The sequence below is a fragment of the Dyella sp. Tek66A03 genome (assembly GCF_052567735.1).
The window spans coordinates 2526672-2548850 of the sequence record NZ_CP199584.1 but is presented as its reverse complement, the minus strand read 5'-3'; the positions used below and the strand labels follow the sequence as shown (position 1 = coordinate 2548850).

Sequence of the window (22179 nt, the reverse complement as noted above, 5' to 3'; positions counted from 1 at the left end):
CAAATCATGCTATAGCTCAAGCGTACGCTCCTAGTCCTTACTTGGTATGCGGAGGTTGCGATGGCTGATTCGATAGCGCTGGGCGTGAAACGCCTTGGTAGCAAAGTCATCCTGATCATCGAGCATATTGGTCTGCTGATCGTGCTCGGGGCTGTGTTGATTGCGGCCGCACAAGAGATCGTCACGATGTGGCATTCCGGGCACGTGGCGTTGGCAGATCTGTTGCTGCTGTTTATCTATCTCGAGGTGGTCACCATGAGTTCGGTGTACTGGCGGGTCGGCCGACTCCCAGTCCGCATACCGCTCTATATCGCCATGGTTGCTTTGTCGCGGCATCTGATCTTGGATACCAACGAAGCCTCACCGTGGACCGTCCTGGCCGAATCCGCTGCCATCCTAATACTGGCCCTTGCTGTGATAGCGGTGCGCTATGGCCATGTGCGCATGCCGTATACCGATGAAGGGGATGCGAGACGGGTGAGCTGAATTCCTCCAGCGACAGGTCTAGTCCGGACTGAGCGGTGTTCGCGTTGCTTGGCGTCTTCCGAGCCTCGAATCCACGGCGACGGTCATTACAGGGGGTTATCGGGGGTATGGACGATGACTAGATCGTCATCTATGGCAATGCGCTTTCACGATGTCTTCGATGAATGACAACAACGACGGCCCGCTGATTCGATCCTTCCACGCGAGGAAAAAGGTCGCACCCGCAGTCAGACCGCTGGCCCGCAGCCACGAAACCCGTCGCGCCGATCTGTGTCGGCGTCGGCGAGCCCGCATCGAGGAGCTACAGGGCTGAGGCGCTTTCCGTCTCAGCCCTGTTTCAATCGCTCACGCGGCTTTCGGAAAATCAAGCACGGTATCGTTGACGCGATTGAACATGTTGGTGAACAGGATCGCGCTCACGGCGAGGATGCTCTCAACGATCTGGCCATCGCTATAGCCCGCCTTCTTCACGTTATCCACCGCCTCCGCTGACAGCGTGTTGGACGTGGTCACCAGGGTGACGGCAAATTTCACGAGCGCATCGATTTTTGCGTCGTTCCCAAATCCGCCTTTCCGCAACTCGAGAATCTCTTCGGACGTGTAACCGGCCATCTTGCCAGTCATCGTGTGTGCGGCCAGGCAGTAGTCACACTGGGAGGCGTCGCTAACGGCTAGGTTAATCGCCTCCAGCTCACGGCCGGACAGTTGGCCCTGCTTAAGCACCGCGCCGGTTTGCAGAACGTTTGCCAGCACATGCGGGGAGCTGCTGCCGATGGTGGCGTAGGCATTGGGAACCATGCCGACGGCTTTCTTGATGGCAGCGAAGAGGTCGGCTGTTTCTCCGGTGGCATCGGCGATGTTGATGGTATGTAGACGATTCATGGTTGACTCTTGGGTTTCCAGTGGGGGAGGGTGTGTGGCGTGAGCGAGCTAAGCGCACGCGGTTAAGGGCGCCATCATCGCGCTTTGCTGGCACGTGAAGGCACCGATCTCAGTGAGAGAGAAAAGCGCAGATGAGGTAGCCGAAATATCTCGGCCGCTCAGGCTATGTCGATGTTGTGAATATCGATGGAGAGAACCACGCGATCGCGCAGTGGTCGGTTGTCAGGGCCCGCGGTGTATACGCGACGCTTGGAGGGGTAGACGATTCCGCCAAAGGTTTTGGGTTCAAGCGCATAGTTCGCGCTGGTCGTTCCGCCAATGACATCCACGCTGTAGTCGTGCCGCCGAAGCAAGCCCGAGGCATCGAAATAGAAGACCTGCTCGCGACTGTGGCTATGGATGTCAGCGGGGAAGATGACCTTCAATCGCCGCCAAACCTCACCGCTCTCTTCCCAAGGTTCGATTTCCTCGGTCTGAAATCCGGGGAGCTTGAACAGGAACGGCGTGGTCAGGTACGTCCACATCGCGTAACCGCTGAAATAGGCGAGATGCAGTGCGTCCCAGGGCGTGGTTAGTACGTGCCCCTCGAAGGCCTGCCTGGGCGATTCACGCTGCTCGATCGCCTTGCCATCATCGGTCATGATCGCAACCCGACCGGGTTCAAAGAAGGTGTGGCGGCCCATGGTGACAAAGGGGGAGAACTCGGTGTGCTGTCGATGAGGATCGATCGAAACCTGAACGTCGGCGAAGACGTCCGGCCAGCCCTTCAGGTGCCACGTGCCGCCGCCGATGGCGGCGTGTGCCGTTAGCTTCTTAATTTGCTGCCAGCGCTCCAAACCACCGTGTGCCGCAATGGCGGTATCCAAGAGATTGCTCATGTTCGAATTCCTCACTTGATCCATTCGATCAGGGGCTTTCCTTTGGGTACCACGTACGTACCAAGCTCCGCTGCGTTGGTTTGGCCAACATTCTTGGCGCTGTGGACGACGCCAGCGGGGACGAACAGAACGTCACCTGCCTTGAGCGCTACCGGTGGCTGGCCTTCGAGTTGGTACTCAATCGTGCCTTCGATGACATAGATGATCTCTTCGCCAGGATGTTTGTGCTTCGGCGCGGTCCGACCCGGATCGATCTCGAGGCGCTGCTGATGCTCCTCCCAGCCTGGAATGCTGAGGTCATGCCGGGATAGTTCTTGGCGATGGATGCCACTCAGATCCTGCGCCTGTGCTGGCAGACCCATCGCACCGGTGAGCGCCAGGAGAATTGCAGCGGCTATGTTGAACGTTTTCATGTGATTTTCCTCGTTAGTCTGTGTTCAAAATCGTTAGTAAGAAGTGTCAGGCATGGAGCATTCATGCTGGGGTCGCCACAGCAACCCTGGCGAGATTCAATGGGCTTTAGTTGTTTGGCGATCGGTTGCCTTGCAGGAAGTCGACCATTGTTCTGGTGACGAACTCAGGCTGCTCTTCTTGCACAAAGTGCCCACTGTTCTCAACGCTCACGGCGGTAAGATTCGTCGCCTTCTTCCCCACCACCTTCTTCATCCACTGATAGGCCGGGCCGGCCAGCACCAGCGTTGGCGTGTCCAACTTGCCGTAGCCTTTGTTGTCGGCCACGTCTTGTCCAAACGCCTGATACCACGCGTTGCTTGCGCGTATCGCTTCGGCCGTGTTGTAGGCGTGCTCATACACGGCACGATCTCGCGCATCCACCGCGTCTTCGTTGATCAGGAAGTACTTGAACAGCCAGTCCTGCTCCACCCGGATGCGGCCAGCCAGCAACTTTTCCGGCAGCCCGTTGACCTGGTTGAACGCGAACCACCACAGGTACGGGCGTGACGAGCCCACCTTCTCGCCGACCGGGCCTTGCGCGGGCAGCAGTGGGAACGACATCAGGCTTTCATCGGGATGCGGAAACTCGATCATCACCAGCTTGTCGGTGGCCTGCGGGTAGTTGGCCGCATAGGCGAACGCTACCGCCGAGCCGACGTCGTGGCCCGCAATGGTGGCTTTGTCATAGCCCAACGATTTGACCAATTCGTAGATATCCTTGGCCATGGTCTTCTTGTCATAGCCGTCGGCCGGCTTGGACGATGCCCCCATGCCGCGCAGATCCACCGTGATGACGGTGTAATGCTGGGCGAGCGCCGGCATGATCTTGTGGAACGTCCACCAGGTTTCAGGCCAGCCCGGGAGCAACACCAGCGGCTCGCCCTTGCCGCCCACAACGTAGTGCAGCCGCACGCCATTAACCTCGGCGTAGCCGTTCTTGAATCCAGGTAGCGACTTCACCAGGGCGACATCCGACACGTTGGTGACAGCGCTGAGGGAGGTACTTTGTGGCGCGTGCCCTGCTGCGTTAGCCGTCGACACGGTGATGGCGAGCGCCATCGCGGTGGTGGCGATCATTGAGATGAGTTTCATGTTTCTAATACCAAAATTGATTGAGTAGTGGGTGAGTATTGGCGGGCACGCCCATGGGGGGTGGCCGGTATTTGTTGGTCGCTTCGGCCACCCGATGGGTGGTGGCTGGGTCTTACTCGAAGCACGTCACGCCGCAATATCAGACACGCGTGAATTCAGCGGCGTGCAGCTTCACGAATTCGCCGGTGCTCATCGGTTTCTGGCCCGTGAGCTTGAAGACATCGTCCGTCGTTCGGTCGTACCGACCCTGCGCGTGCAGATCAGCCATGACGGCCAAGTGTCCGATCAGGTGCGGCGGAACGCCGAACTCCCGGAGTTTTTCGGTCCACGGCGCCACCGGCACATCGCGATAGCGGATGGTGCGGCCGAGGGCCTCGGAGAACGCGCGTGCGTGCTTCTCCATGTCGACCGATTCGGGGCCAGTCAAGTTGTAGATCTGTCCGATATGTGGCGCGGGATTGTCGAGGATCGTGGCGACGACGCGCGCCACGTCATAAGCGGCGATGGGAGAGGTCTTGGCGTTTCCCAACGGCAACGCGAGCTCATCGTTATCGCGAACGCCCATCGCGCCAAGGCGCAGGAAAAATCCTTCAATGAAGACAGTCGGCCGCACATTAACCACCGGCAGCCCCGACCACGCCAACACCTGTTCGGCCAGCCAATGGAGCTTATGCTGGGGGCTGTCCGTGGTTTCGGTGATGCTCATCTGCGAGACAGTCATCTGGGACATGTTTACGATGACTTCGACGCCATGGTGGCGGGCGGCCGCGGCCACATTTGCCGTCGCCTCCAGATAGGCGGCCGAAATCGACATGCCGAAGTAGATGCGCTTGCAGCCCTCGATGGCGCGATGCACCGACCGGAGATCGGTCAGGTCGCCGACGACCACTTCGGCGCCGAGCTTGCGCAAGCTTTCAGCGCGTTCGTCCTCACGGCGGACGAGGGCGCGCACTTTGTGCCCCTTGGCAAGCAGCATGGCCGTGACATTGCGACCGATGGCGCCGATATCGCCGGCTGCACCGGTGACTAGGATGGGGCTGTCGTTTGAGGTATTCATGGGTATCTCGCTTCAGTGGGCTATGCGCGGTCAGAGGACTTCAAAGCCGCGTGCGGCATCGAGAGCCGGGTGCGTTGCGCGCTCACGGATATTCGCCGTCGGCGTGCGGTCGATCAGCAGGCTGAGCAATTCCGGGCGGTTGTAATGACCGCGCGAATCCATCTGCTGCTTACGGCGATAGATCAGCGAGAAATCGAGGTCGGCGATGACCTCACCTTCGCCCGAGCGGAGGGGTTCGCCCAAAATCGTGCCATCGGGTGCAATGATCGCGGTGAAGCAACCGCCCGAGATCGGACCGATCTGACAACCGGTGTCCTTCATGATCTGCGCCTGCTGGTCGGCATCCAGCCAGGCGGTCGCGTTCACCACGAAGGCGCCTGACTCCAGCGCGTGCTGGCGAATATTGATTTCCATCCGCATGGCAAAGCCGTCGCCGAAGGCGGAGCCCGGATACATGGCCGAATGGATCTGCTCGCCGTCGGCCATCAACGCGTAGCGCGCCAGCGGGTTGTTGTGCTCAAAGCATGCCAGCTGGCCAATGCGCCCGACCTTGCTGTCGACGGCGCGCAGGCCCGACCCGTCACCCTGGCCCCAGATCATGCGCTCGAAATGGGTGGGGGTGATCTTGCGGCGGCGCTGGATCAAGGTGCCATCGGCGTCGAAGAGCAACTGCGTGTTGTAGATGGTGCCGCCGTCACGCTCGTTGACGCCGATGGACACCACCATGCCTGCTTTCCGAGCAGCCTCGCCGATCGCGTCGGTCGCCGGGGACGGCACCGTCACGGACTGATCGAGCAGCCGCAGATACTCGTCGCCGAACAGCTGCGCCAAGGGGGTCTGGACGGCAGAAAAGTACGGGTAGTACGGCACCACGGTCTCGGGGAAGGTGGCGAATTGCACGCCCTTCTGGCCGAGCTCGTGGATCTTCTGAACGACCTTTTCGACGGTGGCCTCACGGCTGTAGAGCACGGGGCTGATCTGTACGGCGGCGGCTTTGATGATGGTCATGCGTTGTTCCTCAAATTATGTGATGTATATGCAACATAGTGGTTAAAAAAAGAGTTACCCAGCCAGCTCCTCAACGGGGAGGCCAGTCGATACCTGGACGATGGCAGAGGCGCCGTCAACGCCGAGTAAGTGCCTGGCCTGGGCCTGCGCTGCTCGCCAGGCTGACATGGCCTTGGCCAGCAAGTCGCGACCGGCCTGGGAGATTACGACGGGACGGGTGCGTCCTTTCACGGGAATGATTTCCTCAGCCCAGCCCTGATCCAGCACAAGTTGGAGATTGCGGGTCGAGGTGGAGCGTTCCTGGTGGTTGGCGCGACCAATGTCGGCGCGGCTTGCGCCATCCAGTCGGGCGATCAGCACCAGCAGGGAAAACTGCGACGAGCTCAGGCCGAACGGACGAAGTTCCTGGTCGAAGAGCTTGGTTACGACGCGCGAGATACGACGGCTCGGCGTTATCAGGCAGTCGCGCGTTACCTCGTTGACGATGGAGGCAAGGGAATCGGGCGTTTGCATGGCTTTGGTGTTCATGTGACTCACTATGATGCAGATACACCATGATGTCAACCCGCGCCCAATTCGGGAGGGTGATGTCCTGCGATCAACAAGCGAATGCGGGCCGCGATGTCTGCGACTCGTCTTCGACGTGTAGAGGCAGTCAGCGACGAGGCGGCTCCCTGTCGCCGGAAGAGGCTCAGTGATCAACGCTGACCACCTTGTCGGTCATCGAGACAGCGTTGCTGCCAGACCAACCACCACCAAGGGAGCGAAACGTCGCCACAGCGGCGCGTGCGTCGTCGGCGTGCACACGGGCCAGCTGATCGCGGGCAGCGAGCAGCTGGCGATCCTCATCGAGGACTTCAAACAGGCTGACCGCACCGCCCTTATAGGCATCTTCGGCAGCCGCGCGTGCCTGTTGGTGGGCAGCAACCTCCTGGGTAAGTTCACGGTGCTGGTTCTCCAGCTCGGCCAGGTTGACGATGGCATCTTCTACGTCCTCGGTGGCGCGCAGCATGGACTGGCGGTACTGTGCTAACGCTTCGGCATTCGCGCCATTCGCCTGGGCCACTTCGGCATCGATACGACCGAAGTCGAACAGACGCCAGTGCAAACCCAACATCGCCTGGGGTTGGAAGGCGGCCGAGGACAACAGCGACCCGCTGTTTAGTCCTTCGAAGCCCAGTAGCGCACCCAGCGATACCTTGGGGTAATACTCGGCCGTAGCTACGCCGATCCGTGCACTGGATGCAGCCAGCTTGCGCTCTGCGGCGACCACGTCTGGGCGGCGACGCAGCAGCATATCGGGACCGCCAGCCGTGCCGATTGCCGGAACGTCGAACTGTTGCGAGCTGCTCTGCAATTCCGCCGCATAGGTGCCGGGCACGGCGCCCATCAGCACGTCGAGGCGGTTTAGCTGCTGCGCCAGCGTGACGTGCAGCGGGGGCAGGGTGGCGCGAGCCTCGAGCAGCAGGGCACGCGCCTGTGCTTCCTCGAGCGAGGTGGCCAGCCCACCCTTGAGACGCTCCTCGACCAGATTGACCAACTGCTGCTGGGTATCGATCTGCTGCTGTGCGAGGGCGATGCGTTCCTGGCCGCCGCGCACCTGGAAGTACGCGTCGGCCGCCTCGGCCGCCACCGTGATACGCACGCCGGCCTGACTTGCCTCGGCAGCCTGGGCTTCGGCATCGGCTGCTTGGGCGCCACGGTGCAGGCCACCGAAGAGATCAAGTTCCCAGCTCGCGCCAACGCCGATGTTCTCTAGCGTCTGCGAACGCGAGTAGCCGGGAAATGCGCTGCCAATTTTGCCCAATGGACTCTTCAGCGACTGGCTCTGCTGCTGCACCGAGGCGTCGAGGCTACCCTGGGGTGCCAGTTGCGCACCGGCTTCACGGGCGGCAGCACCGGCTTGGTCGACGCGAGCCATTGCCGCAGCGAGGTCCAGGTTCTGCTCGAGCACGCGCGAGACGATGCGGGTAAGTTCGGGATCGTCGAAGCCGGTCCACCAGGTGTCCAGTGTCGGCGCAGGAAGGGTTGCGTCACGCTGACCGAGGATGGACTGGCTGGCGTACTCGGGGTTGGTCTTGATGTCGGGCCGCACGTAGTTGGGACCGACCGTGCAGCCGGCGAGCCCGATCAGGGTGGCGGCTATGGCCGCCATTCGCATGGTGAAACGATGTGCAGCGCGCTTGCGTGACGAGCGCTGGGCATCGGCAAAAAGAGGCTTGATGTTCATCGTAATGTCCTGAGCCCTTGGGGCTCGCTGAAAGGGAAGGGCGGATCAAAGTCGATTAGTGGGCGTCGGCGGACGGCGCAGCGGGGGGCACCACCTTGCGCATCAGCGGCACCATCACTGTGGCGATAACGAAACAGACCATGATGGCGAGGAAGGCATCGGCGTAGGACAAGGTCGCTGCTTCGCGATAGGTCATCTGCCATAGCTGGTACAGCGCCGTATTGCCCGCCTCGGCCGGGGCGCGCCCCAGCTCGGCGATATGACTGCCGGCCTGAGCAAGCCAGTCGTTCATCGCGTCATTGGTTGAATTGAGATGCTCGGCCAGACGATAGAAATGGAGATTGGTGCGATTGTTGAGAATCGTCGCGCACACGGCGATGCCAATGGCGCCTCCCAGGTTGCGCATCAGATTGAACAGACCCGAGGCCAGCTTCAAACGCGCAGGCGGCAAGCCACCCAGCGTAAGCGTCACCACGGGCGCCGCTGAAAACTGTTGGGCCATGCCACGGAGAGCCTGGGGCAACAGCAGTTCGTGCGCGCCCCAGTCGTGCGTGATGGGCGAGAAATTCCACATGGAGACTGCAAAGAGCGACAGGCCAATCATCAGGAGCCAACGCAGATCGACACGGCTGGCGAGGTAGGTATAAAGCGGGATGGTGAGGACCTGAAACACGCCGGTGGAGAAGATTGCTTCGCCGATCTGCAGTGCGCTATAGCCACGCACCGTGCCGAGGAACAGTGGCGTGAGGTAGATGGTGGCAAACAGGCCGATGCCGGTGACGAAGGAAAAGAAGCAGCCCAGCGCAAAGTTGCTGTCCTTCAGCGCGCGCAGATCGACCACGGGATGATCATAGGTGAGGCTGCGAATGATGAAGGCGATGCCCGAGATGCCCGAGATCCAGGCGGTGGCGGTGATGGTGCTGTCGCTCAGCCAGTTCCAGCGCGGGCCTTCCTCCAGCGTGTATTCCAGGCAGCCCAGGAACACCGCAAGCAAGGCCATGCCCAGGTAATCGGCGCGACGCAGCAACGAGAGATCCGGTGAGTCGATGTTCACCATGATCGGCACGGTGAAGGTAACCAACAGACCCGGCAACAGGTTGACGAAGAACAACCAATGCCATGACGAGTGATCGGTGATCCAGCCGCCCAGCGTGGGCCCCAGCGTGGGCGCCAGTGAGGCGAGTGCGCCGATGGCCGCCGCACCGGCCACGCGCTGCTTGCCAGTGAAGAACACGAAAGCGGTGGTAAACACCATGGGGATCATCGAACCACCCAGGAAGCCCTGGAGCGCGCGAAACGCGATCATGCTCTGGATGTTCCATGCAACCCCGCACAGCATGCTTGCTAGGGTGAAGCCCGCCGCCGACGCGGCGAACAGCCAGCGTGTGGAGAACACGCGAGAAAGCCAGCCAGATAGCGGGATCACCACGATTTCGGCGATCAGATAGCTGGTCTGCACCCACGCGGTTTCGTCCGTGCCAGCCGAGAGGCCGCCACCGATATCGCGCAACGAGGCCGATACGATCTGGATGTCCAGCAGCGCGATGAACATGCCCAGGGACATGAAGCTGAAGGCAAAGATCTTGTACGGAAGACTCATCGTGCCCGGATTCATCGGCGCCAATTTGCTGGCGTTCATGGCGCGCTCGCACTGCGCTCGTTACGAGCTTGCGTTTCAGCTGCCGTCGCGTTCGTGCGGCTGTTTTCACGGGTGTCGACATTGGCCACTACGGAGAGGCCTGGGCGGAGAATGCCTAGCGCATCGTCCTGCTTGTCCAGCACCACACGCACTGGAACGCGCTGCACGATCTTGGTGAAGTTGCCGGTCGCGTTTTCCGGCGGCAGGACGCTGAACTGCGCGCCCGTAGCCGGTGCCAGGCTGGCCAGGCGCCCGTGGAAGACCTTTCCCGGCAGCACGTCCGCACGGATTTCCACCGAGTCGCCTTCGCGCATACGAGCCAGCTGATCTTCCTTGAAGTTGGCATCCACCCACAGACCGTGTGCCGGCACTACGGATAGCAACTGCGTACCTGCGGCGGCGAAGGCACCGACGCGCGCATGGCGATTGCCGATGACACCGTCCACCGGCGCACGTAGTTCCGTGTAGCCGACGTTCAACTGGGCGAGATCACGCTCGGCCGTGGCCTGTTGCAGTGAGGCCCGCGCCTGCTGCTTCTGCGTCGCGATGACGTCGAGCTGGCGTTGGGCGGCGACCAGCACGGCAGCCGCCTTGTCGGAGTTGGCAGCGGCCGTTTTGTAGCTGGCATCGGCGCCCTGGGCGCTTTCGACCGACACGGCCGAACGACTGGACAAGTCCCGATAGCGTGTTTCGTCTTGGTGAGAGCGCGTGGTCTCGGCATCCGCCGCCGCCACACCCGCCTTGGCTTGGCCGATCACCGCCTGCTGCAGCTGCTCATTGGCATCGAGATTGGCGAGCAGAGCCTCTTCGGCCGCGACGGCACCCTGAGTCTTGGCTAGCGCGGCACGGTAGTCACGGTCGTCGATTTTCACCAGCAGATCACCGGCGTGCACGAACTGGTTGTCCTGCACATGCAGCTCGGTGATGTAACCGGCCACCTTGGGGCCGATCACGGTGACATCGGCGCCAACATAGGCATCGTCGGTGTCTTCGATGAACCGACCGTTGGTCCACCAGTGGCCGCCATAGACGACACCCGCGACCAGGGCAACACCAACGGCCAGACTCAAAAGGCGCTTTCGCTTGCTGCGCGGCTGCGCCTTTTCGGCGATGGGAACGTCCACCAGCTTGGTGACTGCAACACTGCTCATGACAAGAACTCCGAGGATGGGTAGGGGGAAAGAACTTTGGCGAGCGCGTCTTTGCAGCGCTTTCTACTCAACTGGATTCGCGCTTTGGCCGTGACGAGCCGTGGAATTCTTGTGGTGCATATACACCATCGTAGATAAAAAAATTACCCGGCCAGCTCCTCAACGGGGAGGTTAGCCGAGAGCTGCACGACGGCAGCGGCGCCATCACCGCCCAACAATTGGGTGGCCTTGGCTTGAGCGGCGCGCCACGCGGGCATGGCCTCGGCCAGCAGGTCGCGACCTGCCTTGGAGATCATGATCGGGCGGCTGCGTCCTTTCTCGGGAATGATTTCTTCGGCCCAACCCTGGTCCAATACCAGCTGAAGATTGCGGGTCGAGGTGGAGCGCTCCTGGTGGTTGGCACGACCGATCTCAGCGCGGCTTGCGCCATCCATGCGGGCGATCAGCACCAGTAGAGAAAACTGCGAAGAGCTCAGGCCGAACGGGCGAAGTTCCTGGTCGTAGAGATTGGTTACCACCCGCGAGATACGACGGCTTCTGGTCATCAGACAAAGTCGAGTGACTTCATTCACCATGCCGGCGACGGTCTCTTTCTTTTGGGTCGATTCAGTCTTCATGGCTTGGACAATAGTGCATATACACTACATTGTCAACACCCCCGGGCCTTAGGTGTGCGGCCGCGCGTGAGGGTAGGGCTGGGTCGTTTTCGGCGAGTGCCTGCGCAGGGCCGAGCTGGCGCTGTACACGAGAAACCGCGCACTTGGACTTCACGGCTCCTTCTTCGTGCTATGTAGCCGTTCGCTATCGAGGCTCTTTGCCGAGAGTGAATATCACCCGTCGTGCAAGACGAGCTTGTCCTTTCCTGCCAGGCCCCATCCATTTGCTCGACAGCTACGAATTTTCCGCTGAGGGTCGACGCTGATCAGCGGCCACTTGATATTATGGTGTATATGCACTATATTGAGAGATGTGACGGTCACATGAGACCGCTAGCGCGGCCAATCTTGTCACCTGGGTTTCCGAACCGCACCGCTGGATTCTGCAAGCTACCTATCTGGAGAGAACCAAATGAAAGTCATGGCTATTGCCACCAAAACCGCTGCCTGGACGCCGGAGCAGTTTGAAAAGCTCATACCGCATGAAGCACCGCACACGCTGCAGCTGTATCTCGAAGGCAAGATCGAGCAGTTCTGGTTTCGCGACAAGGTGGGGCCCATCTTTCTGATGAACGTGGAGTCCCTTGATGACGCTAGAGCGACGCTGAATACGCTGCCGTTTGTCTCGGAAGGACTGCACACTTATGAGCTCATGCCCCTTGCCCCGCTTGCGCCGCTCGCCCGCCTCATCCAAGGCAAGTGACGTTCGATCCTCGGAAGCGGAATCGAACGGCGAGTATCGATGACAGCCTGGAGCCAGTCGGCGCCGGCAGCCGGATCTTCGGCATGCCGGCCTCAGAAAGGTAGGGCGCAACTCACTTGAAGAAGGATGCCGACATGAATCAGATTCATCGGTTGCTCGTCGCAGCCTGCATTGCCGCCGTTGGCTCGGTGGGAATAGCCGCTCCTGCCGGGCAAGATTCAACAAACCCAGCAGTGAGCAACCGTGAAGCGACGCCGCGGGCTCTTGAACGACACGCCGCTCCCTCGGGTGGTCTTGTGAAGGTTCCCATCATCAAGGTCATGGCCATCGGCTCCTTTCAACGGCGACCGACCAACGACCAGCTCAAGGCCATCCTTCCAGGCGAGATGTCTGAAACGGGCTGGCTCTACTTGGATGGAAAGATCGACCAGTGGTATGCGCGGCAAGACCAAAGTGGTGTCGTTTTCGTCCTGAACGCCACCACGGTCGATGAGGCGAAACAGTGGCTCTCTGTGCTGCCCTTGGTCAAAGCAAACTTGATGACCTTTGAGTTCATACCTCTCGGGCCATTACAGCCACTCGGGACGCTCCTGCAGCCCCGGCTTTCGCAGTAGCTGCCCGGCTAACGGCTGGTCAAGGTTCCACTTTCCGTGCCCTTGGTCTAGCAACCCCCGATGTGCGGTCAGCGAAGCAAGCTCCGCATCGCCCGTTAGGACTGCGGATACTGGGAAAACGGGCGTGACAACCTGATCCGTGAGGGCGCACTGTGCCCACGCGAGGTCTCGGTCCTCCGAGAATTGAATCGGATCAGGATCCTGCGACGGGGCCGTCTCGGCCCGGTCGGATCGCCACCCGCACCAGTCGCTTATTTCGAGCTTAGAATCCACTGGGGAAACCGCGGCACTGAGGAGGCGGCCATGATTGCGCCGATCGACAGCCTGGAGATTGCGGTCATCGTCGATAACGTGACCGATAGCCTTTCATCAAATCCCAAGTTTGTGGAAACAGAGTTTTCCGGGGCCTGGCGGCGCGGAATGCAATCGCTTGGCGGAACATGCCTTTGTTGCGCCGCTCACGGCTTGTCTTGCCTGATTACAGCCCGCATTGGCGACACGTCGCACTCACTTCTGTTTGATACGGGGCCTGACGCGTGGGTATTCGAACGTAACATCGTCCGGCTCGGCCTCGGCCTCGACCTCGGCCAGGTCGGCGCGATGGTGCTTTCCCATGGACATTGGGATCATGCAGCAGCGATGCCACGGGCACTGCAGATGATCACGTTGGCAAACGGTGGAAAGCCCGTCCCAACCTATCTGCATCCAGACATGTTCGCATCGCGAGCGGTCAAGAATCCGCAGGGCCGCATGATGCCGATGGAGGATATTCCAAGCCCGAAGGTGCTTGCCGGTAACGGGGCAGAACTCATTATTACGAGAGATGAACAGTCGGTTCTGTCGAAATCATTCTACGTGAGCGGCGAAATCCCGCGCGTGACAAGCTTTGAGCGCGGCATGCCTGGCCAGCACAGGCTTGGCCCTGACGGCGAATGGGAGTTGGACGAACTCCTCGTGGATGAACGATTTGTTGCCGTGCATATCGCTAACAAGGGTTTGTTTGTTTTTACCGCCTGTTCGCACGCAGGTCTCATCAACGTATTGACTCATGCAAGCCATCGCTTCCCTGACGTCCCGATCTACGGGGTACTAGGCGGCTTCCATTTGTCGGGTGCAACAGAGAGCATCATTCCAGACACTGTCGAAGCGCTGGAACCGTTCAATCTTAGCCTGATCGCCGCCGCGCATTGCACCGGTTGGCGGGCAACGGGCGCACTGGCAACACGGTTCAAGGATCGCGTCGTAGCATCGGCGGTAGGGAAGCGTTTCTTTCTTTGACGGGAAAGTGAAACTGGTCACTGGGCTCCTGAATGGTCTGCGCCGTCGACGCCGGCACGCTGCCACCCTCTACATTCGCGTCGCATTGGAAGTCGAAGCGATGAGTCCGCTCTCATGATCTAGCTGACGTGGAATTGCGTCGATTGCAAGCCAGCGCTGGCGCCCCATCCTGCTAGGGAGAAGGAGTGGGGCAAAGTGATTAGGGGTGGTTATCAAGGGTACGAGTGCCTCGACCTCTTGACGTGCCACACGCGTCTCCCTGTCAAAGCTAGGGCGTTGCCCGTTACGGTAGTGCCGGCTAAGCCATCCATGGGGGCTCGTTGAAGAAAGCGTGCCTATAGGAATCGCCATTAGCGGCCAGAAGGAGGTGTGAGGTCTATGGCTCGCGCAGACGGAAGGGGCGAAGTTTTGGCCGCAGGTGGTAACTGAGCTTCGCGATCGTGGTCTGCAAGACATCGTCAAGCCCAAGAGGGCGGATGGTTCACGAAGTCAGGTCAAACGTGATGAGACCCGGAGCTAGCGCCGCGACCTGTTCAAGTTGAACCGGCGTATAGTCGCCTACTCGCTTGATGGTGATCTTCGCGCCACTTGGCTTGGCTTGCGACGCCAAATCCTTGATTTGACTCAATGTCATCGAAGTGCCGTCGAGCATGAGATTGCCGCCCGACGCCAGAACCTGTTTGAGCTGATCGATCGTCATAATCATGATGTCACTCGCTATATCTGAATATGCTCAGAACTTGCCGTAGCCACGGTTTTCCGGGTCGATGGCGATATGCACATAGTGCTTGTAGAAGTTGATGACTCGAGTGAAGTCATCTGCATAGGGCGGGTGCTTTCGCGGAATGAGCATCAGCGGGTTCTTGCCACCTTTCTCGAAATCGGCATACGTGCCAAGCAATGCACCGAAAGCCGTCTTTCCTGAAGCGGTTGCGACCTTGGCGGAATAGGCGTCGCTCAAGTCCGTCTTGAGCAAGTTGGTGATGGTCAAGAACGCCACGGTAATCTTGTAGTTCCTTGGCGGACCGGCCTTGAGTGCGCCGCCAGGCAGCATGCCCCGGATATCATCAAAGCGGGCGGGTCCGTCGGTTTTACTCAGGTCCTCCTCGAATTCCATGTCGAACATGTCTGTGGGTTTGACCTTTCCCCTTGGAATGGACTTGTACTTCTTGTGCTTGAAAAGCGCAGCGAGGATAAGGTTATACGCTCGTGCAAAGCTGCAGCCCCAGGTCCACACAATGCCGGAACCATCGAATGCTTTCTGGAAATTGGTCAGCATCGCCGCGGTCATGTTGGGCGTGTTGAAATCTTTTCGCGCGCGCGCATCTTTGTCGCCAGGGTCGCGCGTAGCACCTGATGCCAGGTCGGAGCTATTGACTAGAATAGGCCCTCCTACCCAACCATGGGCGAAAACGCTGAACTCCTTCAGTGTGCCGGCCTCTGAACCCGCTCCAATCTTCTGAATGAACTCGTAGGCATCAGTGATGGACATGATGCCCGCTGGATTTTGGTCGAAGTGATTCTCCTTGCCGACAACGACCGCGCTGTAGTTACCGCGCGAAGTGGCAGTGAACGTTTTCAGTGTCGACCAACTCCGCTTATTCGGTGCACTCAGTTCGTTCTGCGTGACTGTACCTGCACCAACATCAAACAGCGTGAACCGGAGCTGGTCCTTTGGATACTTCGCGATCAGTCGCTGTATCCGGTTCTTACAGATCGTAGCGAAGTCCAGTCCGTTGAACTCGTAGTCGAAGCCGGCAACAAGGGCGACCTGTTTCTTGAACATGGGTGGCTCGCAATCCAGGAACTAGGCGATGTCTCCCTTCACGTCCGGCGGCGTCACGTTCGGCTTGTTCATCGTGATGCCGATGTCCAGGGCGTTGGTCGGGGTGTATTCGTACCAGGTGGCGATCAGCGAGGCCTCCGCGTTGGCGGATATGTCCGCGTCCTTATCGGTGCCGCCCGGCACGCCGTCAGCACCGTAAGAGATCAGATCGTAGTCGCCAGTGGTGCCGGGGCATTGATAAAAATAGGGGTTCCCCCAGTAGTCCATGGCGGGAACGTTTACGTAGTTTTCCGGCAGTAGTGCTTCAACGGGCGTGCTCGGATCGAGCGCAAGCTGCTGCTGGTTAGCGACATGATTGTCGTTGTTGGTCTGCGCCACATAGGGTTGAAGCGCAGCGAGTCCTGCCCCGGTGATGGGAAAGGTGCCGCTGTTGCCAGGCGCGTCGTGATAGGCGTATAGCAGCTGGATCAGATATTGCATCTCTTTCCAGACGCGTCGCTGCTCTAGGTAGAGCAACGGTCTCGCGTTCTGTTCCGGATTCGCCGGTGGAAAACCAGGGTAGTTCGTCTTCGCGAAATTCTGGATCTCCTGGGCAATCGTGACGTAGGGATGCGGTCCGGGGAGCGAATTGAAAGCACCTGTCTCGACCAGCTGGGTGAAGCTTGCTTCGAAGCCCGGCCGAATGGTCAGAACTACGCGTGCGGCTCCCGAGCGCAGGAACACGCGATGCGTCGAGTCGGGATGGAACAGGAACTTCTTGAAGTCCCACAAACTATTGTCATCCCAGAAATAGGGGTAGGTGAAATAGAGAACGTTCTCCCATTCGATCGCGTTGTGGAGGTACTTGATGAACTCGCCATGCTCCATGACGTTGCTCCACTCCGCCAACGACAACTGGTTGGGATCGAGAACATCCGAGACTTGCGGGTCGTTGCTGTCTGAGCCATATAGCGAGGCGATATTGAACGGCACCAGATAGAAGTCGGGGCCAAGTAGCCAGCGCAGCACCCCCTTCATGATTTCTTCCTGCTCCATCCGCCGCAGCGTAAGTGCATCGAACTGGTTGATCTGCTCGATCAACTTGGCGCGCTGATCCTTCAGCCCCTGCAGGTTCTTGTTGTACTCGTCCTCGGCGCCTTGTCGAATCTGGTTCCAGGCCTGAAGTCTCCATTCCTGGATTACTTCTAGCTTCGGAATGCACTTGAACGTGATTTCGAGTCCGTAGGCGTAGACATACTGGTACATGAAATCCAGCGCCAAGTGCCCTGATTTGCCATTTAGATTGCCAATGCCTGCATACAACGACTCCGTGGACAACATCTCAAAATAACTCCGGTTGTCACCCTGGTCGTGCGACCAGTTGAGTTGCACGGTTGAGCTGTTGATGTTGTACGACTCGTCTGCGTCGAATTCGAGCGAGTCGAAATGGATCTTGTCGTAGTCGCTGACCGGCGTAGTCTCCTTATGGATGCTGACGTACTTATCGGATTCCGGAGGTGCCGTCACTGCAGCGTTGTATTGAGCGGCCAGCAGATCGTAGTTGCTTACTTGTACTGCGCTCAGGGGCAGAGGGAACCCGAATGGCACGTTGATCTCCGCATCAAGTGCCTGCACTTGTTCGACCAGCGTCACGATCCCCGAGCCGGGGTTGGGAAGGACGATGTCGTAGGTCATGCGCAAACCGTAGCGAAGCAGGTCTACCTTCCACTTTCGCGCGAGCTGAAAGTAGTCGATGCGCATGGCGTCGGTGTTGCTCGGGTTAGAAATCACCCGCACTGACTGATCTTCGCTGCCCGTCACGGAGGTGACCTTGAATGTGACCTTGTGATCTTTCTTCGTCCGGGACGATGCCTTCTTGGTGATCGCCATGCTGTGGTTGCGGCTGTCCTTCTTCGATTGCGAGTCGTCAGATGTCGCGTTGTACCCAAAGTTGGTGCTGAGCGTTACGGAGGCATAGCTCGCCGACAGCGACGCACCCACGTTAAGCGCAGTTGCATGCTTTGACTGCGACTCATTGGTCATCGCAATGTCAGTTTTGTCGGCGACGCCTTCTTCGCTGTAGCCCTCGAAGTAATCCTGGACGAAATCCTCGAATTCCCGTTCGCTGACAGACCACTCTTTGTGGCTGATGTTGACGGTCTCGCTCGGGGCCATGGGCACGGAATGGATGAGCTCACCGCGCTCGATCCCGGCTGGATACATCTCAACGCGCTCGAGGTGCAGGTTCCCAACCGGTTCCACCTGCATCCTCTCGATAAAGCCATTGATGCTGCCGAGCAACTTGGCTGTGTCGAAGTAGCGCGTGTAACCAGCGCTCATGAAATCAACCACAGCTTTGGACTGCCCCATGTTTTCGGCTTCACTTTCCGAGAGTGGCAGATACGGCTGCACGAAGTTCAGAGCTTCGTTGAAAAGTTCTGGCTTGTTCTTCTGAGCCCAGGCGATAGCATGACGTGCGGAAGGCTGGTAATCGTCGAGAGTGGCGCCAGTCGGGCCCTGAGGTGCAGGTTCCGCTGCGGAGTCGATGGTGATGCTTGCCTTGAACGACACGGATTCCTGTTTGCCTACCGTTTTAGGCGGCGCGGCGGAATAGGTCGTGACGCGAAGCGCTATGCCGGCATCGTTCATGCTTGTTACAGTTTTCGCGCCGGCCATCGCTGCCGCTGGTTCGGCGGGACGCGCAGCGGCAGCGGCAGCAGCGGCCTTAGGTACGCTCAGCGCATTGCGGTATTGAGTGGTGACGTGAGCGAGAAGTGTGGACGCCTGGTTAGAGATCTCTTTACGCTGATTCGCCAGCATCCGGCCGAAAATGGCCAACTTCTCGGGGTCGATCGCCGCAAAGGCGGCGGCATTATTCATGGTCGAATTGGCAGTCTTGTCGCCCACCAGCTTGGCGATAGCGTTTATCGCGCTAGCCAGTTCCGGGTCGGCTGCCTCGCCATTCACAGCGCCGGCAACACCCCTCCGAAGAGCAGCCAATTCGCGGTCCTGTACTCGCAGCGACTGGACGAATGCCGCTTTCTCGACCGCTCGGTTGAGTTTTATTCTGTGCAATCCATTGGCGTTTGGCAAAGCGGTCGAGCTGATCTGCGCGTAGGTCGCTTTGTAGCTGATACGCTGCGAGTTCTTGAGATCAGTCATGGCGAGATCTCCCTCCAGATCGTGATGATCATCGACTCAACCGGCAGGCCTGCACGCGGTTGAACTTATGTAGATAGCCGCACCCCTTGCTTAAGGGATGGAAGAGCGGCATATCCTGCAAGATATGTTTCGGGTGAACTCACCGCTTTCGTTAGCGGAGCGATGATATCTGCCACGCTGCTGCCGTGGTGCCGGCGGGTGCGAGAGAGCCAAGCCGCATAACGGATATGCACCGTCGCCATCAAAATGCATCCAGTCGGGATTGAGCGGCGCATCGCAGTACGACGGCATTGCATCGGTCGCTACTTGGGGAGAGTGCTCAGCTCGTAACTAAGTGTCTACGCTGAAGTGTGGCGACAGTAATCACGGGACATAGCCGGGAATATATGACGGACGATATAGTAAAAAGGTTGTAAGGAATGCCGTTATGACGAAAACGACTTCTGCGATTAGGCTGTTTGGACTCGGCTTCAAATCCAGGCATCGGGTTGCGACTCAGCAAGCCTTGAGTTAGCCCAAACGAAAGAGCCGAGTGCCTTCTCCTACAAAGATTGCGGCAGGTCGCGCCCCGACGCTACAACGCTCGTGTCCGGGCTATTGATAGGTCTCGGTCGCTGGCAGCGTGACGCGCAGATCATGCAGGCGGCCCAGCAATCGGACGAGCTCGCGCGGTGCGCCAGCTTTGAAGCCGTAGCGCGAGGCGCGCAGAACACCACGACGACGTAAGTTGGCGATCAGCGCAATGCCATCGTCCGCCATCGCGACCGCCAGCGTCGCGGCCGCCGCTTCGTGTCGCCGGTTTTGCTTGAGGAGGTCGTGAATCCGGTCGATATCGCCTCGTGACGATTTTCCCAGCGCGACCTGTCCGGCCTGGGCGCGAACCCACGATTCCTTCGCCGCCACGGAGGGACACGACAACAGCAGTTTCTCAATCGCTTCCACGCTCACTAGACCGACTCCGCCCCTGGGATGAAGTTACTGGGGGCGAGGTGATTTTTCTCAAGCCAGCGCACGCGTGTAGGGGCCGACTGTTTTGTTGGACGATTGAGATTTGCACAGTTCTTGGGCGCCTTGACGAGGCGTCCGGCCCGCCGAGGAGTGAGGGACTATTGTTCGATGGAGAGAAGGCTGATTAGGAAGGAGTATCGAGGGTAGGGCGAGTGTCCGCCATCGTCTGCAACATAGGGCAGGTGACGATTCCGGTCGCGGCAGAACTACGTTCCAGACCGGGTGCGCCTGGCACTTATGCAGGATGAGATGGGAACCGCAAAGAGCCAGAGCTATAATCCCGGAAGTTCAGGGGGTCCCGGTTCCATCCGTTGCCTTGGAGCATGTCACCATGCCTGTGCCGCCGGAATGTCAGCCCTTTGCCGACCTTGTCGCGAACCTGTCTGGGCAAGAACAAACCGTTCGGGAGGCCATCCCCGGCCTGGGCGGGGCCGATCGCTGGAAGAAGATGCTTGAACTGGGGAAGGTCAGGCAGCAGCTTGCTGATCAAAATGCACTGCTCAGCGCGTGCCAAAAGCAGCACGCAGCCGATATCGAGACGACGATAGCGGTGTTCGATCTTCCCGGAAATAGCAGTCAAAGCCGTATCGCCCGGGTCTGGAAATTGACTCCCGACGGCCAAGCGGTCAAGCAGACCGTCACAATCAAGGACAATGTCGCCACATTTAACGAGATCATCGGGACAGATCGGCAATCCTTCGGGATCACAGTCGAAGGGACCGATGATGCGGCAGTGAACGGGCCGGACTTTCGCTCAGGGCCATTGCCAACCGCCTCTGCCGGAGATCAGCCCGACCCTGCCTCACGCATCGAGCTTGTGATCCTTCCGCCGATCGCGATTACCGGCAGTTCACTGAGTCAGGGTGCTCCTCCATTGCCAATACAGCTTTCATTCCCAGCCCCCGCGCTTGGAAGCATAGGCATCTCTGTCGCAACGTTGGATATCGTGATCGTCAACGGCGACGTCTCGTTCTCGGCACGTGGAACCGCCACCCTCACGGCTCCTTCGCCAAGTTCGTCACCATTCACGTTCACAAACAGCCTGCACGTCGCACCCGCATTTAGCCTAACGCCGAGCATGATCGTCGATGTGCTTACTGGAACTGCTCCTGTCCTGACAATGCCCGGGCTGCTTGGAAGCGTCCTTCAGCTCATCACGCCGATGCTGTCCAACGCTCTTTTGGCTCAAGGCGTGCGCCCAATGCTTTCGCTCTTAAACACGCTGATCGCGCGCCAAGTTGCAGAGACCCTTGGACTGCCGGCCCTGCCTTCGGCGTGCGTACTCTCTTTAAGATCAGTAGCGTTCGAAAAGGATTCCATTACTTGCACGCCGGTTCTTGGCGCATTTGGCACTGTGCTCTCTGCGTTCGTTCCGGCCGCGCCAGTAGTATCGGTGAGTTTGAAGTCCCTAACTATCCAACCGAGCTTAATCGGAACAAGCAATCCCAAAGGAGCGGTGGGAAGTGTTGCGCTCAGCGATCACGCTCCTGCTGGCGGCGTGACAATCTTGTTGTCGAGTGACAGGCCCGATCTCGTGGTCGTCAGTCCAGAAGGGCTGCTGATTGCAGAAAACTGTTCAGCAGGGCAGTTCACGGCCTCTCCTGTTGCCGGCCAGGCTATGTCTAGCCAAACCATCGACTGCACCGTGCAAGCCTCGTTACAAGGTCAGACGCTAACGGCTCCACTAGCCATAAGGCCGGAGCAGCCGCCGACACTGGTACCGCAGACGACGATGCCGACGCTAACCCCAGTCACTGGCGACTTTGACGTTGCGGAAATAGCTTTGTTGACACCATCACCCATTCGCCTCCAAGAGCCCGTTAGCGGACAAATCACAATTGACGGGTTGCCAACCTTGTCCGACATCACCGGCACAATTAGCTTCGGACCCGAGGTGTTGCCACCGCAGCCGTTCAGGATTCACGCGGGCTCGGTAGCTGGCTACTTTGCATTTACTCTCGGCCCAGCCTTCCCGGGGATCTCGCTCCGGATTACCGCTTGGACAAACGACGGGAAGAAGAAATCGATAGATGTTCCCGTTCGCGCTTAGATGACAGGTTCGCGAGATCACATACCTTCAAGAGTGCGTGCACCGATGGGTTTATTGATCGAAAAGC

General features: G+C 59.2%; 20 protein-coding genes and 1 pseudogene. 6 read left to right on the top strand and 15 right to left on the bottom strand.

What is annotated here, in order from left to right; translation table 11 throughout:
* The first annotated feature begins 60 nt into the window (after positions 1 to 60).
* Positions 61 to 486, top strand: coding sequence for a phosphate-starvation-inducible protein PsiE (locus ACT01B_RS11205; RefSeq protein WP_445143340.1), 426 nt, complete (start codon positions 61 to 63; stop codon positions 484 to 486).
* Between the two features lie 345 nt (positions 487 to 831).
* Here the strand turns inward: ACT01B_RS11205 and ACT01B_RS11200 are convergent, their stop codons facing one another.
* From ACT01B_RS11200 to ACT01B_RS11150, 11 genes are all read right to left on the bottom strand, one after another.
* On the bottom strand, positions 832 to 1368 hold the full coding sequence (locus tag ACT01B_RS11200) for a carboxymuconolactone decarboxylase family protein (RefSeq protein WP_445143339.1): 537 nt from the start codon (positions 1366 to 1368) through the stop codon (positions 832 to 834).
* A 158-nt stretch (positions 1369 to 1526) separates the two neighbouring features.
* The gene (locus tag ACT01B_RS11195) at positions 1527 to 2246 is read right to left on the bottom strand and encodes a hypothetical protein (protein WP_445143338.1); all 720 of its coding nucleotides are present in this window, start codon (positions 2244 to 2246) and stop codon (positions 1527 to 1529) included.
* Between the two features lie 11 nt (positions 2247 to 2257).
* Positions 2258 to 2659: a cupin domain-containing protein gene (locus ACT01B_RS11190; protein ID WP_445143337.1), complete on the bottom strand. Its 402-nt coding sequence runs from the start codon at positions 2657 to 2659 to the stop codon at positions 2258 to 2260.
* A gap of 106 nt (positions 2660 to 2765) precedes the next feature.
* Positions 2766 to 3791 carry an alpha/beta fold hydrolase gene (locus ACT01B_RS11185; protein ID WP_445143336.1) on the bottom strand — a complete coding sequence of 342 codons (1026 nt, stop codon included), beginning with the start codon at positions 3789 to 3791 and terminating at the stop codon, positions 2766 to 2768.
* Positions 3792 to 3930: 139 nt separating this feature from the next.
* A complete protein-coding gene (locus ACT01B_RS11180; RefSeq protein ID WP_445143335.1) occupies positions 3931 to 4848 on the bottom strand; it encodes an NmrA family NAD(P)-binding protein in 918 nt (305 codons plus the stop codon).
* Positions 4849 to 4878: 30 nt separating this feature from the next.
* Positions 4879 to 5856 carry a carbon-nitrogen hydrolase family protein gene (locus ACT01B_RS11175; RefSeq protein WP_445143334.1) on the bottom strand — a complete coding sequence of 326 codons (978 nt, stop codon included), beginning with the start codon at positions 5854 to 5856 and terminating at the stop codon, positions 4879 to 4881.
* Between the two features lie 54 nt (positions 5857 to 5910).
* On the bottom strand, positions 5911 to 6384 hold the full coding sequence (locus ACT01B_RS11170) for a MarR family winged helix-turn-helix transcriptional regulator (protein WP_445143333.1): 474 nt from the start codon (positions 6382 to 6384) through the stop codon (positions 5911 to 5913).
* A gap of 163 nt (positions 6385 to 6547) precedes the next feature.
* On the bottom strand, positions 6548 to 8086 hold the full coding sequence (locus tag ACT01B_RS11165; protein WP_445143332.1) for an efflux transporter outer membrane subunit: 1539 nt from the start codon (positions 8084 to 8086) through the stop codon (positions 6548 to 6550).
* A gap of 55 nt (positions 8087 to 8141) precedes the next feature.
* Complete coding sequence (locus ACT01B_RS11160; RefSeq protein WP_445143331.1) at positions 8142 to 9725, bottom strand: DHA2 family efflux MFS transporter permease subunit; 1584 nt, start codon at positions 9723 to 9725, stop codon at positions 8142 to 8144.
* Positions 9722 to 10876 (bottom strand): HlyD family secretion protein, encoded by a 1155-nt coding sequence (locus ACT01B_RS11155; RefSeq protein ID WP_445143330.1) that lies wholly within the window; start codon positions 10874 to 10876, stop codon positions 9722 to 9724. The genes ACT01B_RS11160 and ACT01B_RS11155 overlap by 4 nt, the downstream gene beginning before the upstream one ends.
* Before the next feature lie 143 nt (positions 10877 to 11019).
* Positions 11020 to 11451 (bottom strand): MarR family winged helix-turn-helix transcriptional regulator, encoded by a 432-nt coding sequence (locus tag ACT01B_RS11150; protein WP_445143329.1) that lies wholly within the window; start codon positions 11449 to 11451, stop codon positions 11020 to 11022.
* 493 nt (positions 11452 to 11944) lie between these two features.
* Here ACT01B_RS11150 and ACT01B_RS11145 point away from each other — a divergent pair, with 493 nt between their 5' ends.
* From ACT01B_RS11145 to ACT01B_RS11130, 4 genes and pseudogenes are all read left to right on the top strand, one after another.
* Entirely contained in the window at positions 11945 to 12235 is a 291-nt protein-coding gene (locus ACT01B_RS11145) for a hypothetical protein (protein WP_445143328.1), read from the top strand.
* A gap of 134 nt (positions 12236 to 12369) precedes the next feature.
* Positions 12370 to 12849, top strand: a complete 480-nt coding sequence (locus ACT01B_RS11140; protein WP_445143327.1) for a hypothetical protein — start codon at positions 12370 to 12372, stop codon at positions 12847 to 12849.
* A 303-nt stretch (positions 12850 to 13152) separates the two neighbouring features.
* The gene (locus tag ACT01B_RS11135) at positions 13153 to 14127 is read left to right on the top strand and encodes an MBL fold metallo-hydrolase (RefSeq protein ID WP_445143326.1); all 975 of its coding nucleotides are present in this window, start codon (positions 13153 to 13155) and stop codon (positions 14125 to 14127) included.
* A gap of 337 nt (positions 14128 to 14464) precedes the next feature.
* Positions 14465 to 14584 (top strand): annotated as a pseudogene (locus ACT01B_RS11130) (transposase); the annotation flags it as partial.
* Between the two features lie 24 nt (positions 14585 to 14608).
* Here ACT01B_RS11130 and ACT01B_RS11125 read toward each other — a convergent pair.
* From ACT01B_RS11125 to ACT01B_RS11110, 4 genes are all read right to left on the bottom strand, one after another.
* Positions 14609 to 14833, bottom strand: a complete 225-nt coding sequence (locus ACT01B_RS11125) for a hypothetical protein (protein ID WP_445143325.1) — start codon at positions 14831 to 14833, stop codon at positions 14609 to 14611.
* A gap of 27 nt (positions 14834 to 14860) precedes the next feature.
* Positions 14861 to 15913 carry a hypothetical protein gene (locus tag ACT01B_RS11120; protein ID WP_445143324.1) on the bottom strand — a complete coding sequence of 351 codons (1053 nt, stop codon included), beginning with the start codon at positions 15911 to 15913 and terminating at the stop codon, positions 14861 to 14863.
* A 21-nt stretch (positions 15914 to 15934) separates the two neighbouring features.
* Positions 15935 to 19054: a type II secretion system protein GspG gene (locus ACT01B_RS11115; RefSeq protein ID WP_445143323.1), complete on the bottom strand. Its 3120-nt coding sequence runs from the start codon at positions 19052 to 19054 to the stop codon at positions 15935 to 15937.
* 594 nt (positions 19055 to 19648) lie between these two features.
* Complete coding sequence (locus ACT01B_RS11110) at positions 19649 to 20002, bottom strand: hypothetical protein (protein ID WP_445143322.1); 354 nt, start codon at positions 20000 to 20002, stop codon at positions 19649 to 19651.
* 391 nt (positions 20003 to 20393) lie between these two features.
* Here ACT01B_RS11110 and ACT01B_RS11105 point away from each other — a divergent pair, with 391 nt between their 5' ends.
* Positions 20394 to 22112, top strand: coding sequence for a hypothetical protein (locus ACT01B_RS11105; RefSeq protein WP_445143321.1), 1719 nt, complete (start codon positions 20394 to 20396; stop codon positions 22110 to 22112).
* Positions 22113 to 22179: the final 67 nt, after the last annotated feature.